18 protein-coding genes are annotated in these 13,327 nt (G+C 45.2%); 13 read left to right on the top strand and 5 right to left on the bottom strand.

The annotated features are described in order from the left end of the window. The first annotated feature begins 250 nt into the window (after positions 1-250). From P5V12_RS04350 to P5V12_RS04380, 7 genes are all read left to right on the top strand, one after another. Positions 251-472: a helix-turn-helix domain-containing protein gene (locus P5V12_RS04350; protein WP_316956014.1), complete on the top strand. Its 222-nt coding sequence runs from the start codon at positions 251-253 to the stop codon at positions 470-472. Beyond that, positions 469-927, top strand: a complete 459-nt coding sequence (locus P5V12_RS04355) for a hypothetical protein (protein WP_316956015.1) — start codon at positions 469-471, stop codon at positions 925-927. The genes P5V12_RS04350 and P5V12_RS04355 overlap by 4 nt, the downstream gene beginning before the upstream one ends. Then, positions 927-1,835, top strand: coding sequence for an ATP-binding protein (locus tag P5V12_RS04360; protein ID WP_316956016.1), 909 nt, complete (start codon positions 927-929; stop codon positions 1,833-1,835). Before P5V12_RS04355 ends, P5V12_RS04360 begins: the two co-directional genes overlap by 1 nt. Continuing rightward, positions 1,832-2,527 carry a hypothetical protein gene (locus tag P5V12_RS04365; protein WP_316956017.1) on the top strand — a complete coding sequence of 232 codons (696 nt, stop codon included), beginning with the start codon at positions 1,832-1,834 and terminating at the stop codon, positions 2,525-2,527. The genes P5V12_RS04360 and P5V12_RS04365 overlap by 4 nt, the downstream gene beginning before the upstream one ends. Positions 2,528-2,604: 77 nt before the next feature. After that, on the top strand, positions 2,605-3,021 hold the full coding sequence (locus P5V12_RS04370; protein ID WP_316956018.1) for a DUF6511 domain-containing protein: 417 nt from the start codon (positions 2,605-2,607) through the stop codon (positions 3,019-3,021). A gap of 13 nt (positions 3,022-3,034) precedes the next feature. Next, complete coding sequence (locus P5V12_RS04375) at positions 3,035-3,796, top strand: PD-(D/E)XK nuclease family protein (RefSeq protein WP_316956019.1); 762 nt, start codon at positions 3,035-3,037, stop codon at positions 3,794-3,796. After that, the gene (locus tag P5V12_RS04380) at positions 3,754-5,910 is read left to right on the top strand and encodes an AAA family ATPase (RefSeq protein ID WP_316956020.1); all 2,157 of its coding nucleotides are present in this window, start codon (positions 3,754-3,756) and stop codon (positions 5,908-5,910) included. The genes P5V12_RS04375 and P5V12_RS04380 overlap by 43 nt, the downstream gene beginning before the upstream one ends. A 288-nt stretch (positions 5,911-6,198) precedes the next feature. On the opposite strand, the gene P5V12_RS04385 is transcribed toward P5V12_RS04380, so the two are convergent. Further along, a complete protein-coding gene (locus tag P5V12_RS04385) occupies positions 6,199-6,351 on the bottom strand; it encodes a hypothetical protein (protein WP_316956021.1) in 153 nt (50 codons plus the stop codon). Positions 6,352-6,509: 158 nt separating this feature from the next. Here P5V12_RS04385 and P5V12_RS04390 point away from each other — a divergent pair, with 158 nt between their 5' ends. The 3 genes from P5V12_RS04390 (at position 6,510) to P5V12_RS04400 (ending at position 8,872) form a co-directional block, all read left to right on the top strand. Continuing rightward, complete coding sequence (locus tag P5V12_RS04390) at positions 6,510-7,064, top strand: hypothetical protein (protein ID WP_316956022.1); 555 nt, start codon at positions 6,510-6,512, stop codon at positions 7,062-7,064. A gap of 241 nt (positions 7,065-7,305) precedes the next feature. Continuing rightward, positions 7,306-7,761: a DUF6362 family protein gene (locus P5V12_RS04395; RefSeq protein ID WP_316956023.1), complete on the top strand. Its 456-nt coding sequence runs from the start codon at positions 7,306-7,308 to the stop codon at positions 7,759-7,761. A gap of 598 nt (positions 7,762-8,359) precedes the next feature. Then, positions 8,360-8,872 (top strand): elements of external origin, encoded by a 513-nt coding sequence (locus P5V12_RS04400; protein ID WP_316956024.1) that lies wholly within the window; start codon positions 8,360-8,362, stop codon positions 8,870-8,872. A gap of 67 nt (positions 8,873-8,939) precedes the next feature. On the opposite strand, the gene P5V12_RS04405 is transcribed toward P5V12_RS04400, so the two are convergent. The 4 genes from P5V12_RS04405 to P5V12_RS04420 form a co-directional block, all read right to left on the bottom strand. Beyond that, positions 8,940-9,155, bottom strand: a complete 216-nt coding sequence (locus P5V12_RS04405) for a hypothetical protein (RefSeq protein WP_316956025.1) — start codon at positions 9,153-9,155, stop codon at positions 8,940-8,942. A gap of 229 nt (positions 9,156-9,384) precedes the next feature. After that, entirely contained in the window at positions 9,385-10,065 is a 681-nt protein-coding gene (locus tag P5V12_RS04410) for a hypothetical protein (RefSeq protein WP_316956026.1), read from the bottom strand. Positions 10,066-10,257: 192 nt separating this feature from the next. Next, on the bottom strand, positions 10,258-10,527 hold the full coding sequence (locus P5V12_RS04415) for a hypothetical protein (RefSeq protein ID WP_316956027.1): 270 nt from the start codon (positions 10,525-10,527) through the stop codon (positions 10,258-10,260). 139 nt (positions 10,528-10,666) lie between these two features. Continuing rightward, entirely contained in the window at positions 10,667-10,972 is a 306-nt protein-coding gene (locus tag P5V12_RS04420) for a hypothetical protein (RefSeq protein WP_316956028.1), read from the bottom strand. Between the two features lie 72 nt (positions 10,973-11,044). Here P5V12_RS04420 and P5V12_RS04425 point away from each other — a divergent pair, with 72 nt between their 5' ends. The 3 genes from P5V12_RS04425 to P5V12_RS04435 all read left to right on the top strand — a co-directional run bounded on the left by P5V12_RS04425 (position 11,045) and on the right by P5V12_RS04435 (position 13,257). Then, positions 11,045-11,362, top strand: coding sequence for a hypothetical protein (locus P5V12_RS04425; protein ID WP_316956029.1), 318 nt, complete (start codon positions 11,045-11,047; stop codon positions 11,360-11,362). Between the two features lie 10 nt (positions 11,363-11,372). Next, a complete protein-coding gene (locus P5V12_RS04430) occupies positions 11,373-12,653 on the top strand; it encodes a site-specific DNA-methyltransferase (RefSeq protein ID WP_316956030.1) in 1,281 nt (426 codons plus the stop codon). Between the two features lie 145 nt (positions 12,654-12,798). Continuing rightward, positions 12,799-13,257, top strand: coding sequence for a 3TM-type holin (locus tag P5V12_RS04435; protein WP_316956031.1), 459 nt, complete (start codon positions 12,799-12,801; stop codon positions 13,255-13,257). The last annotated feature ends 70 nt before the right edge of the window (positions 13,258-13,327 follow it).

A 13,327-nucleotide genomic window follows, 5' to 3' on the forward strand; every position in this document is an offset into this window, starting at 1 on the left:
TACGAATGCATAGATGTCACATTTCTTTTGTCCTTCGTACCAAAGCAAATTTGGTTGTTTATTTGTTGTTAGTGATGAATAAATAGTCTCTCCGTCCAATCGCCGTCTATCCGCCGTCCAAATTTGGACGGGGAAGCAGTTCTCTCCGTCCAAAATCCCGTCCAAAAACCCGTCCAATTTGGCTATTGTCGCCCGTCCAAACGGTTTTCCAGAATGACCTCTCGATAAACAACGAAACGAGAGGAAAACCATGAGTTTGGAAAATGAAAAAATGACGCAGAAGGAAGTTGCCGAGTATTTCGGTGTGACTGTCAGGACAGTGCAGCGTTGGCGGGTGGAAAAGATCGGGCCTGCCTATCTGCAATACCCTGGCAGGGTGAGGTATTTACGGGAAGACATCGAAGAGTATGAAAACCGTATTCGTATTCCTTTTCAGAATATTTCTGCAGCTTACAAGAGGAGAGCTTCATGAAATACGATGAATTAGAACAGTTTTCGATTGCAGAAATCTCACAACAACCCAATCAAATATTGCGCGAGTTGACGCTTGACGCGGAAGCCGCAATACAAGGAGCCAAGCTAAAGAAAGCCAGTATCGATGCAGCCTTGTCGTTGAAGTTTTCTGAGAAAGCCAGTGTGCTTCGGGATTTAACTGGAAAAGAAACGGGTGTGGTGAATTTCGAAGACGATGGTCTTCCCATTGTGGCGGATCAACCGAAAAAAATTGAATGGGATCAGGATCAGTTAGCGTCGATTGCGCACAACATTCGACAAGCGAATCTCGATCCAACTGAGTTTATGGACATCACCTACAAAGTGCCGGAGCGTAAATTTAATGGGTGGTCGCACGCACTCCAGCAAACCTATGCCCCCGCACGAACCGTCAAACTCGGTAAGCCTACATTTAAATTTGGGGAGGTGAAGTAATGGGATTTCCTATAGTCACTGCCGATCAACGAAAAAAAGAAAAGAGTGGAATCAAAGGATTAATCCTGGGCGAAGCCGGGATTGGGAAAACCTCACTGCTGTGGACGATTCCTGAAAACACTACGTTGTTTTTAGATTTAGAAGCGGGGGATTTGGCAGTTGAAGGTTGGGAAGGGGACGCCTTGCGTCCGAAGACGTGGCAAGAGTGCCGTGATTATGCGGTGTATATCGGTGGACCCAATCCTGCGCATCGTCCTGACCAAGCATACAGCCAAGCCCATTACGATGCCGTGTGTGAAAAGTTTGGCGATGCCAAAAAACTCAATAAGTACGACACGTTTTTTATTGACTCCATTTCAGTTGCAGGACGATTTTGTTTGCAGTGGTGCAAAGGTCAACCGCAAGCTATCTCGGAAAAAACCGGCAAACTCGATATGCGCGGTGCGTATGGATTACTCGGCCAGGAAATGATTGGTTGGATTACGCATCTCCAGCATACGCGCAATAAAAATATTTGGCTTCTGGGGATTTTACAAGAACGGTCGGACGATTATGGACGCCGTATTTTTGAGGCACAAATTGACGGTTCCAAAACGGGCTTGGAATTACCGGGCATATTGGATCAAGTGGTGACGATGGTGGATGTGCCTGATGTATCGGGCAACAATACACGGGTCTTTATCAACCACAAAATTAATCCGATGCGTTACCCGGCAAAAGACCGAAGTGGTCGATTGGACCTGCAAGAGCCTGCTCACCTTGGCAAGCTCATGCAAAAAATAAAAGGCCCGGTGAAAAGTGCATTGGAGCGGTTGGAATACGGTGATCCACCCCCGCAAGCGATGACGCCGATAAATGAACCATCCACTGCAGTCCACACCGCAACGAACACAGGAGGCCAATCATGAGTTGGAATGATTTTAACAACGCAGAAGATCAACAAGAGTTTGATTTAATTCCCAATGGCACGTTGGCGAAAGTACGAATGAGCATTAAACCTGGTGGATTTGATGATCCGCAAATGGGATGGACTGGTGGGTATGCCACCTTTAATCCGACGACGGGCGCAGTGTATTTAAGCTGTGAGTTTGTGGTCATCGGTGGAGCATACGATAAACGGAAAGTGTGGCGATTAATCGGCTTACACAGCAGTAAAGGACCGGATTGGGGCAATATGGGGCGATCTTTTATCAAAGGCATTTTGAATTCTGCACGTAACCTCGACCCCATTGATAATTCACCGCAGGCTCAGCAAGCGCGATGTATTAACAGCTTTGCTGAATTAGACGGCGTTGAGTTTATCGCCAAGATTGGTAAAGAGCGGGATAGTCAGGGTGATCCCAAAAACACGATCAGTATAGCCATAACGAAAGAGCACGCGGACTACGCAAATTTAATGGCGGGGCTTGAAATCAATCCAGCGCAATCACCGGTTACATCGTCATCATCAACCGGGGGATATGCCATGCCCCAGCACACTGCGGGTCAATATCAAACGTCACCGATGCAAACGCAAAGGCAAAGCCAAGCGCAAACGCCGAATACACAATCTGCCAGCACCACGGCCAGCTCGAGTGGGAGACCAACTTGGGCGCAGTAGTGTCACGCTAATGTGAGCGCGAACGAATCGCGCTTTATTCAACAATTAAATTCTCAATTTTTTAAAAGGCAGAGAGTGTGTCGCGGGATTGTTTTGTCTGTAGAAAATGGGCGAGGGGCTTTGGTTGGTCGCAACCGCCTTTAAGTATCCGTCATTACCCGGTGCGTTTACTTACTGTAATAGACATGGCTTCGCCAAGAAAGTACTGCTCAAAGCAATGCCAGGACATCGACACACGGCTCCGCTTTATTGGAGTGAATGTGGATAACGAAAACATACATACGCAGGCCATCGATTTAACGATTGGGCCGCTGGCGGATTATATCTGCCAACAGGTGGGCGTAACAAAGTCACTGGAAGAATACACCAAAGATAACATCGTGGGCTTAATCGAGACAGTGGTGGCGAGTTACCACCGTCAACGCCAATCCATCGCTAACCAAATACAAGCACAAGCGTCTTCCGATTTTATCGAAGACCGTGTGTCGTTTTAATGGAGGTGTGACCATGTTGGATTTTAATCATCGACTCAGTTTTTCTGAGGTCATCATGAAACGCATTGATCTTGCCTTGGATGCGGAAAACAAACTTAAACCAAAACGAAACTATCTCGGTGCATCACGATTGGGCGCATCCTGTGACCGTGCATTGCAATATGAGTATAGCAATACACCGAAAGACTCTGGACGAGATTTCTTGGGTACCACACTAAGAAACTTCGATGCAGGTCATGTATTTGAAGAACTGATGGTGCGATGGCTAAAGATGGCCGGTTTTGAATTGCTGACGCACAACAGCGATGGGGATCAATTCGGTTTTGAAACCCTCAATGGGAAAATTCAGGGGCACATTGATGGGGTGATTGTGAATGCGCCCAGTCAATTTGATTTTTCTTTTCCCATGTTGTGGGAGTGTAAATCCAAGGCCAACAAAGTCTGGAGGCAAATCAAAAATCAGGGCGTGGAAATTGTTGATCCGGTGTATGCCGCACAGATGCCGTTGTATCAAGCCTATCTTGAACCGCAATTTCCAGGTATCTCAAGCAATCCCGCATTGTTTACTGCCATCAACAAAGAGACCGCTGAAATTCATTTCGAGTTAGTGGCATTTAACGGCGCGCTTGCCCAACAACGCTCTGATCGCGGTGTGCGGATTATCGAAGCGTGTGAGGCTGGTGAGTTGCAACCGCGCATGACCAAAACCGACACCCACTACGAATGTCGAATATGTCCGTGGCAGGATCGATGTTGGGAGCGTGTGCCTCGATGAGTGATAACGCCTGGTTGAATTTTAATTCAGCGGACGATATTTCCCAATCGCAAATCGATAGCCAGGATGCAATGGAAATTAAATCCCGCATTCTGGATCGATTGGATTCGGTGTTGGATACGTTTTTTCCTGAAGGAAAAGTGCGTGGTCAACAATTTGTGATTGGTGATCTGGAAGGCAACCGGGGGAAAAGCTTAGTCGTCGAGTTAGGTGGCAGCAAGCAGGGTCTATGGACAGACTTTGCTACTGGCGAAGGCGGAGACATTGTCGATTTGTGGGCGAGAGTTCACCGCTTCGACGTGCAGAGCGAATTTACAAAAATCATTCAGGATATGGCGGTATGGCTGGGGGAAACACCAGCATTTACAAATAAACCAAAAATAAAATCACCGCCGAAGGATGAGCTGGGTCACTGGTCGCATAAATGGGATTACCACGATGCCGATGGAAAGCTTATCGCCTGTGTCTATCGCTACGACACCGAGGAAGGAAAAGAATTTAGACCGTGGGATGTGTTAGCGCGAAAAGGGCTGGCACCTAATCCGCGTCCGCTCTACAACCAAGTCGGCATTGCCAAAGCCACGGATGTGATTTTGGTGGAGGGAGAAAAATGCTGTGATGCGTTAATCGCTCACGACTTTACTGCCACCACGGCAATGAACGGTGCAAATGCGCCAATAGAAAAAACCGATTGGTCGCCACTGGAAGGCAAGCGAGTTTTGATCTGGCCGGATAACGATGAGGCGGGAAAAGAATACGCAGAAAAAGCGGCACAGGCCATTGCGGAGGCGGGGGCAAGATCCATTGAGATATTACATATTCCTACGGATCTTCCGACCAAATGGGATGCGGCAGATGCAGTTGAAAGCGGCGTTGATCTTGAACAGTTTTTAAAAAACACCGAAAAAACGTCGGTGAAGACACGTCGCTTTGATTTAAATGATTGGTTAGCCAGTGATTTATTTATTGGCACACCTAAGCAACGGGAGTGGCTGTGCGAGGGTGTGTTTCCAATGGCACAAGTGTCTCTGTTGGCCGCAGCGGGTGGGGTGGGTAAATCGTTTCTTCTTGCACAACTTGCTCGAGAAGTGGCGGCATTCAATGGCTATCGACCCACCGCGCCGGTGTTATTTGGTGGCGCGTTGCTGACCAAAGGAGCGGCGGTGTACATCACTGCAGAGGATGATGCGATTGAAATGCATATTCGTCTCTCTGCATTGGGTGATGTGCCGGATAAATTGTATGTCGTGCCTTTGCCCGATGCCGGTGGCACACGTCCCTTGTTTTTCCCTGATCAGAATAAACGCATTCCTACCACCACCGAATTTTGGCACGAACTCACGAACCAATTGGCCAGTATTCCTGATTTGCGCGTGGTGATTTTTGATCCGTTGCAACCGTTGTGTGCGTTGGATTTTAACGTCCCGGAAAACGCGCAATACGTGTGTACGCAACTTTCTGCGCTGGCTTCTAAATTACATGCCTCGGTCATTGTGTCTCACCATTTTTCCAAACGAGAAGCCGTTAGCCCGGAGCAAGCGAGGGAGGCAATTCGTGGAACTGGTGGATTAGTAGATGGAGTGCGTATGGCCTATGCCCTTTGGCAACCGCCGGTGGATACAGCAAAGGAAATCTGCAGTTCGATAAATGAAATCTATTCGCGTGGCAGTGTGGTGTTTGGTGGTGTGGTGAAAGCCAATGGTCGCGCAAATATGAAAGTGACCACATATGTGCGTGATGAGCAGTCGGGGATTTTGGTGGATCGTTCTTATGACATTGCCAAAAAAAAGCAGAGTAATCGAGCTGATTTACAAGAGTTGGTGGTGGCAATTTCTCAGGCTGCATTGGATGGGAAGCCCTATACAAAAACTGGCTTAAACGGAGTGTGGGAGCGACGGTTTGAATTACCGAACCAGTTTAGAGAGCTGGGTAAACATTCTTTATTTGGCATGGTGGAACAACTGCAGTTGGAGCAGCGGTTAGTTGCGGCACTTGCCCCTGGACAATCAACGGTGAAGTGGCTGGATGAACCGAATGGACCCGTTGCCAGAGGCGAAGCCAAATTCAAACCAGGGCATTTATCCAAGTCTTCTACACACCCGAACAAGCCGTAATGGACTCGGGAAAACAAACCGCATTAAACATGAATAAACACAAAAAATACAAAAACATGGTCGTTCCCGCTTATTCCCGGTCATTCCCGGTGGGTGCCGGGAACGACCAATTTTAAATCTCGGTAACCTTTTTACAGGAGGAAACGATGACGGAATTTTACTGATTATCTATGAACAGGCTCAGCCTGATAACACGGTAAAACGCGATGATATGAGCGCGTTTCAAAAAAATAATTCGTATCTCGCTGAGCAAAAATTTAACACCTTGCTCTTTTTTAATACAGCTTTTTAGTGTGTTTGGTAATCAATTTGTACGTTTGGTCGTCTCCGGTTTTGGTCGTTCCCGCTCGTTCCCGCCGGGAACGACCAGCTACCGGGAATAACCAAACCCGCGTGGTTACTGGACTTGGTCGTTCCCGGCCCTTTGTCGTTCCCGCTCATGTCCGGGAACGACCAAACCCGCATGGTTACTGGACTTTGGTCGTTCCCGGAAAGGGTATATATAAATATATATAGGGAGGTTCCCAACCTAACCTCCCAATAAAAATATTTGTGAGGCGGGAACGACGGACACGAGTAAAAATTTTTAGGAGAAAAAAATGCAATCCAAAATTCAACAATTTCATGACGCACTCATGCTCGATCTCATTCAAGCCGAAGCGATGCAAGGACGCCTGTACACGACGGAAGAACTTTCAAAAAAATTTGCTGGAATGCAAGCGGACGAATACGACTGGCCGAAAGGTGTGGCGTGGAGGCACATGCAAATCTCGACTCCATTGTGGTGTAACACACCGACGCTGGTCATGGTGATCAGTGAACAACTGGCATGGGAATATTCCGATCCTGTTCGACCAATGGCCTGCGCGATGAGAGCCATTGGCCCTGGAACGGATTGTCCAACACTGGGATTGTATTTATCCCTGCTGCCCGAGCAACTGCCGGTAAAACGCGTCGTCACTCTGGACAAACCGTTGCCCAATGCCGATGAAAAATTCTTCCACACGGCTATCGGTCAGTTGCGGCAGTGGTGTGTTATGCGCGGCGCAAAGTTTGAAACCATGTCGATTGAACCGGTTGAGCACATTGCTCGGCGATATGAATATTCACCGGACAAAATTGCCTCGGGTTTGATGAACTCAATTTTGGACTAGAAACCCAATGCAAAAATGCGCGCCAACGGTTCTGTGTTTCGATCTGGGCGCGTTTTATAAAAAAGATGAGTGTTGGTATTGCCCAATAGTAATCGTCGATTTTAGATGGGTTTTAGAAGGGGAAAAACAAAAAAACGACACGCGATGACAGATTGTTTTACAGCGAGAAATACGTCATCAAAACGCGAAAATAAAATTTTAGAAAGTAAAAAATTTATTATGAAAAATACGGAGACGTGCTATGCGCCTTGGAAAAACGCATGTGGTAAAAAATTATTTGTTGAACGAGCCTGAGAAAACCAAATGTCAATGGGATCGCCAAAAACTGATTGATCGCTTTGATAATTGCGTCACTGTGTTTGAGTTATTACCAAACGTGGTGCGATTAGGATTTTATTCCTATTGGCCGGATATTGTCATGACTGATCGGGAGTTGAGAAATAATCGGAAGCGAATCAACAAACTCACTGCGCAACCGGATGCAATAGATCGTGCAGTGGAAACCCTGACTTGGATGCAACAAAAAAATCTCACGGTAGGTGAGCGTAAACTGATTTGGCTGCGGGGGCATCGTGTCGGTTGGAAGGGTGTGGCCAGGGAGTTTGGTGTGTGTATTAAAACTTGCCAACGTTGGTACGCTGTGGCGTTGGATAAAATCATTCACGAGTTGGATGGTAAGGGGGTAAGGGCAAATTAATTTTGCATCATTTGGTTAGATGTACCATATCGTTTCGCGGCATAGGTATGGAGTATCATGGTGTGTCGCGAAGCGTATAAAATGTCATTTTTTACCATGTCGCATTTATTTAAAAAACGTGTATATTTTGCAATATGCTGAGTTGAAGTGGGTAAACGGTTAGCGGCAAATAAAAACTGAAAAAAAGTATTTTCAAATATAAATTATTTGGTTAATCTATAAAAACTCATCAGTGATGAATAAAGTTTATTTTAAATATCGATTGCAAAAATAAAAAAATAATTTATTCTATTGTTCATTGGTGAGAGAGAAATGTTTTTTTATTATTTTTAATAAAGTTTTTATTTTTCTCTTGCAAAGAGAATTTTTATTTGTACACTGTACGTCTTGTTCTGATAGAAGGTTTTAGTTTTGTTGTAGAAATATTTGTATTTATTTTTTTACATTACCGATTGAAAAAAAGGTACTCCGGTGGTATTCTGTGCCAGCGGGTCTTGGACTCGCCGAATTTCGCTAGTGAGTCAACTTTTTTTTGGGGTCGCACCTAAAAAAGTTCGCATCTTTCTCCCTTAAGTCATTTTTAAAAATCAGATATTCCTTGACTGAACTGCTTTCAAATCGTCAGTTCGCCAAGCTGCGTGGTGTCTCAGAAACCGCAGTGCGCAAGGCGATTAAAACTGGTCGTATTACCACGGAAGCAAACGGGAAAATCGATCCTGACAAAGCCAACCGCGAGTGGGAGCAAAACACCAACTCCGCCAAACGCCGGGAACAGTTAAACGCGTTAGCGAGAAAAGATTCCCCTTCGGGAAATACTCAGGTAACGAACCGACAATTTGAATCTCAGTTTCAAAAAGCCCGAACGGCCAATGAAGTGCTAAAAGCGCAGATTGGACGGATTGAGCTTCAGGTTCTGAAAGGCGAATTGATTGATCGTGATAAAGCGTTGCGTACCATTTTTAAAATCGCCCGGACTGAACGAGATGCGTGGTTAAATTGGCCAGCGCGCATAGCAGCACAAGTTGCAGCAGAATTAGATATCGATGAACAGCAGTTTTATGTGGCGTTGGAAGAGCAGGTAAGAAAGCAACTGGCTACTTTAGTGATATAAAAATTGTTTATGCTGCCAAGGGGCGTGAGGACGGCTTATGTATACTATACGCCGTCCTGATGAAAGGTTAGTCTTTTATTGTTGCGTGTTCTTCAACGAGCTTTCGGCATATTGCAATTGAATCGTTGTCCCAGGGTTTGAAAAATGAGTCAAGATTGTTTAGCCATTCTTGTAACTTGTTGGCAACAACGTAGCGGATATCTACGTTGGGATCATTCTCCTGCTCGATCCGATATAGAGCATCAAATAATCCGTCATCCCCGACGAGATCGTAAAGCTTCATATAATCTTTGATAGGAAGTGGCTGAAGAAATAATTGTGCCAGTCTATGTGCATCTTTTGAATTATTAGGTGATGCCCAACATCCCATGACTTCGTCCTCGTGTTTGTTTGTGTGCAACCATTAACGCTTCAATTTGAAATTCAATCCAGTCAAAAGTTGAAATGGACGATGGGTTTAAGACAGATAGCGGGAAAATAAAGTGGCGAGGACTCGCCACTTAGGGGGGGATTTAGTGCTTGAGGTATTCTGAATTCGCATTACATTGTAAGAACTCCTCTGGAAGGGGGACGGCCTTTTTTGCATAGACAGCGATTTCAGAAAGTTCTATTTCGTAGGTATATGACTCAATGTTTGACAAGGTGATTTCATCTAGCTTGGATAGAAAACGGAATACCTCTTTTGAAAGATCCCGTATTTGCTTAACGATATTTCTGCCAACTGCTTGGTCGATTCTTATGAAAATGCAAGGCAGTGAGTTTGTTACTCCAGAATTATTTAGTCGTTGTGCTTCCTTGCTGAGTTCGACGATATCGAGTTCAACTGATTTGCTGCCAATAACTTCTAATGCATCCTTGTCGTAACGTTTAAAAATTTCGATGAGTTGGGCATTGATTTGCATGTTGGGTTTCACTTCGTCAGGAGATTCACTACATAGTTCCAGGCAAATATCGAGCGCTTCTTTTGTCCAATTAACGGGGTCTGTATAAATACTTAACAGTACTTGGGTTAGGTGATATCGAATAGTGCTTCGTACATCTTCACCTTCTTTGTGTTCTAGTATCGCGTCCAAAATCAAGTCGGATTCGAATAGCGACCTATATCGGTAGTAGTACTCGTTTTTTTCTATGGGGTTGGACATGAGTTCTTTTAACTGTTCGGCGGATTCAGTTGTGTGGGGTAAATTTCTCATAGTAATAGATTTTCCTTGTTTGTGCGTGTAGACGTATTAACGCTTCAATACGTGAAAGCTTCCAGTCGAATGTTGAAACGGATGATGGGTTTGTTCATCTTTTTTTATTTGGTTGTAGAAGATAAAAACCCGCATTGTTGCGGGTTGTATTGGAAAGAGGTGTGCAGCAATCTACTTTACATTATCAAAGGATTATTCTGAAAACCGTTCTGGATGAGCCTCGAATTCTTTGATATGTGCGATGGTGTTCGTCAGCGTTGTGATGGGGGGCGAAAGTTCATCATGCGTATTATTCAGCGCCGAGCGAATCGCTGCAATCCAGTATTCCTCTGCGTGTAGAGAGATAGGCTCCACGTTAAGCTCTTTCATACTTTCTCTCGCAGATTCTATCAATCGATAGATTTCGGATTTAACCGTCTCCAGCGTATTTAGCGCGTTGGATATTTTTTCTGGTGTGGTCATTGTTACGATCTCCTTTATTGATTGTGTATGTTATTAACGCTTCAATTTGGAAGATGATCCAGTCTAATGTTGAGTAATGCGATGGGTTAATTCAAATTTGACAGAAAAAACCCGCTCTGTGGCGGGTGCAAAAAGTGTGTTATTTAGTTAGTCGCTGAAATGCATTCTCAAGTTCCAAGTTGAGTTGAATTTCTCCCTGAGCAATGGCATTAAGCATTTGGTCGTCCAGGTTTTGAATGATTTGGGTTGCTCGACGTTGTAGTTCTTGCTCGGCTAACTTATTCCAGTTCGTAATGCTCGTCAGGTCTTTCAGTCTTTGAGGTTGTGATCGTCCATAACCATTTAAGTAGTGGCCAAGTTGTTCTTTTAATTCTTTGGTTGAGGCTTTGTCATCGCTCATGGTGATTCCTTTTTGAAGTTTGGTTTTACGTGTTTGTGGGTACATGAACGCTTCTATTCAGCCTTGAATCAAGTGATTTGTTGGTTAAGTTTTACTTCTATTTTTACGGGCAAGCTTATGTCTGATTCCATCGCGGAGGTGGGTGCAACAAGCTATGCTCAGGCAAAAACCGCCAATGAAGTCATTAAAGTTCAAAAAAGCACAGTTCAGCTCGAGCAACTGAAATCCTCCGTTGTATCCCGCGATAAAGTCCTGATTCATGTCCATAAGATTGCATCAAAACAACGAGCAACTTGGATGCCGTGGGTAGAAGAGTGTGCGCAATCCATTGCGGAGAAATTCTCTGTTGACTCCGAAAAAGTCAAATCCATTTTACACACAGAAGTGGCCGCTCATTTGAAAGAATTAGGCGACGTTCACTTTACAATAGATTGAGTTTTACATTATGCAACCCATCGTCGTTAGCACAATAGAACAATGGCCAGTGGCCAAACTGATTCCGTATGCCCGAAATGCCCGCACCCACAGCGACACTCAGGTTGACCAAATCGCCGCGTCGATTGTGGAGTTTGGTTTCGTCAATCCCATCCTGGTTGGTGAGAACAACGTGATTGTCGCTGGGCACGGTCGTTTATTCGCTGCGCAAAAACTGGGCATGGATGTCGTGCCGGTGATCGTATTAAGCCACCTGAGTGACACACAGCGACGCGCTCTGATCATTGCGGACAATCAACTGGCATTGGGTGCCGGATGGAGTGAAGAAATGCTTCATCTTGAACTTGCTGAGTTATCAGAGTTGGACTTTGATTTGGATTTGTTGGGTTTTTCTGATGCGGATTTGGATAAATACCTTAGCTTGGATACCGACGAGTCAAAAGAAGCCGAAGAGAGTGTTCCTGAACCGGAGGAAAATCCGATTGCCAAGTTGGGGGATATTTGGATATTGGGTGAGCACAGATTGATGTGCGGTGATTCAACCAATATGGATGATGTAAATAGACTGATGGATGGTGGCCTTGCTGATATGGTAGTGCAAGATCCGCCTTACAATGTCGATTACGGTAATGCGGCTAAAGACAAAATGCGCCATAACAAACGCACGATTCTTAACGATAATTTAGGCAACCAGTTTTACGATTTTTTGGTGGCTGTGTTAAAGAATTCGCTGGCGGTTTGCAAAGGGGCGGTGTATGTATCCATGTCGTCCAGTGAGCTGGATACGTTACAGCGAGCCTTTATCGAAGCTGGCGGAAAATGGTCAACGTTTATCATTTGGGCAAAAAATCATTTCACTATGGGACGCTCCGATTATCAACGCCAATATGAGCCCATCCTTTATGGTTGGAAGGAGGGTGAGGAACGTTTTTGGTGTGGTGTCAGAAATGAAAGCGACCTGTGGTTTGTCGATAAGCCGGTAAAAAATGATATTCATCCTACGATGAAGCCCGTCGCCTTATTTGAGCGGGCAATAAAAAATTCCAGCAAACGCAGGGATATTGTTCTGGATTTATTTGGCGGTTCAGGAACAACGATGATTGCCTGCGAGAAAACGGATCGGCGAGCACGACTGATGGAGTTAGATCCCAAATATGTAGATGTCATTATCCGACGATGGCAAGAATTCAGCGGTGGCGAGGCCGTTCATGCCGACACGGGGAAGGTTTTTGCTTCTGGCGATAATACCCTTATTGCAGAAGAAGAAACCGTCACCGGCAATACAGCCTAAGCCCTGGCATTTTAACCCTGTCCCTGAGTAGTCAGCCGGTATTGGTGACGGTCAGTCAAATATTAATGAAATCTAGGTGTCGACACTAGACGTCCTTTTACTCTAATCGTGTGCGAAATCTCTTACAAAATTTACCGGAGTTAACATGCTTACTTTAATTGGCAGTCTTCTTGGGTTCGTATCCAGTGCCCTACCAGATCTAATGAAACTATTAAAAGATCGGCAGGAAAAGGCTCATCAATTATTGATTCTGGATCGTCAAATAGAGCAAATGAAACTCGGTCATACGTTTAAGATTGATGAGCTGAATCTCAGCGCCGACCTGGAAGAAAAGCTGGCCATTTTGAAGCATGATGCGGCGCTTGGCGGCGATACCTGGGTCGATAAACTCAGGGCATCTGTCCGGCCAGTGATTACCTACGCGTTTTTTGGACTGTTTTCGATATGTAAGTGTTGCATTCTCTATATCCTGATTTTTGAGCAGAAGGTGGGTGTCGTCCATGCGGTGCCACAAATCTGGGATACCGATACCCAGGCATTGTTTGGCGCGGTGATGGGCTTTTGGTTTGGTCAACGTGCCATTGCACGATTTCGTCCAAATTAGTTGTGACATTGCAATCAATGTTACATTGAGAAAACGGCGAGGATTTATGCGGGAAGGAATTCTTTCTTTC

The organism is Teredinibacter sp. KSP-S5-2 (genome assembly GCF_032773895.1).
Lineage (GTDB): Bacteria > Pseudomonadota > Gammaproteobacteria > Pseudomonadales > Cellvibrionaceae.

Excerpts from the sequence above, each read along its gene's own strand:
- P5V12_RS04350 (WP_316956014.1), top strand. The coding sequence starts at position 251 with ATGAGTTTGGAAAATGAAAAAATGACGCAGAAGGAAGTTGCCGAGTAT.
- P5V12_RS04355 (WP_316956015.1), top strand. The coding sequence starts at position 469 with ATGAAATACGATGAATTAGAACAGTTTTCGATTGCAGAAATCTCACAA.
- P5V12_RS04360 (WP_316956016.1), top strand. The coding sequence starts at position 927 with ATGGGATTTCCTATAGTCACTGCCGATCAACGAAAAAAAGAAAAGAGT.
- P5V12_RS04365 (WP_316956017.1), top strand. The coding sequence starts at position 1,832 with ATGAGTTGGAATGATTTTAACAACGCAGAAGATCAACAAGAGTTTGAT.
- P5V12_RS04375 (WP_316956019.1), top strand. The coding sequence starts at position 3,035 with ATGTTGGATTTTAATCATCGACTCAGTTTTTCTGAGGTCATCATGAAA.
- P5V12_RS04380 (WP_316956020.1), top strand. The coding sequence starts at position 3,754 with ATGTCCGTGGCAGGATCGATGTTGGGAGCGTGTGCCTCGATGAGTGAT.
- P5V12_RS04385 (WP_316956021.1), bottom strand. The coding sequence starts at position 6,351 with ATGAGCGGGAACGACAAAGGGCCGGGAACGACCAAGTCCAGTAACCAC.
- P5V12_RS04390 (WP_316956022.1), top strand. The coding sequence starts at position 6,510 with ATGCAATCCAAAATTCAACAATTTCATGACGCACTCATGCTCGATCTC.
- P5V12_RS04395 (WP_316956023.1), top strand. The coding sequence starts at position 7,306 with ATGCGCCTTGGAAAAACGCATGTGGTAAAAAATTATTTGTTGAACGAG.
- P5V12_RS04405 (WP_316956025.1), bottom strand. The coding sequence starts at position 9,155 with ATGAAGCTTTACGATCTCGTCGGGGATGACGGATTATTTGATGCTCTA.
- P5V12_RS04410 (WP_316956026.1), bottom strand. The coding sequence starts at position 10,065 with ATGAGAAATTTACCCCACACAACTGAATCCGCCGAACAGTTAAAAGAA.
- P5V12_RS04415 (WP_316956027.1), bottom strand. The coding sequence starts at position 10,527 with ATGACCACACCAGAAAAAATATCCAACGCGCTAAATACGCTGGAGACG.
- P5V12_RS04420 (WP_316956028.1), bottom strand. The coding sequence starts at position 10,972 with ATGTACCCACAAACACGTAAAACCAAACTTCAAAAAGGAATCACCATG.
- P5V12_RS04425 (WP_316956029.1), top strand. The coding sequence starts at position 11,045 with ATGTCTGATTCCATCGCGGAGGTGGGTGCAACAAGCTATGCTCAGGCA.
- P5V12_RS04430 (WP_316956030.1), top strand. The coding sequence starts at position 11,373 with ATGCAACCCATCGTCGTTAGCACAATAGAACAATGGCCAGTGGCCAAA.
- P5V12_RS04435 (WP_316956031.1), top strand. The coding sequence starts at position 12,799 with ATGCTTACTTTAATTGGCAGTCTTCTTGGGTTCGTATCCAGTGCCCTA.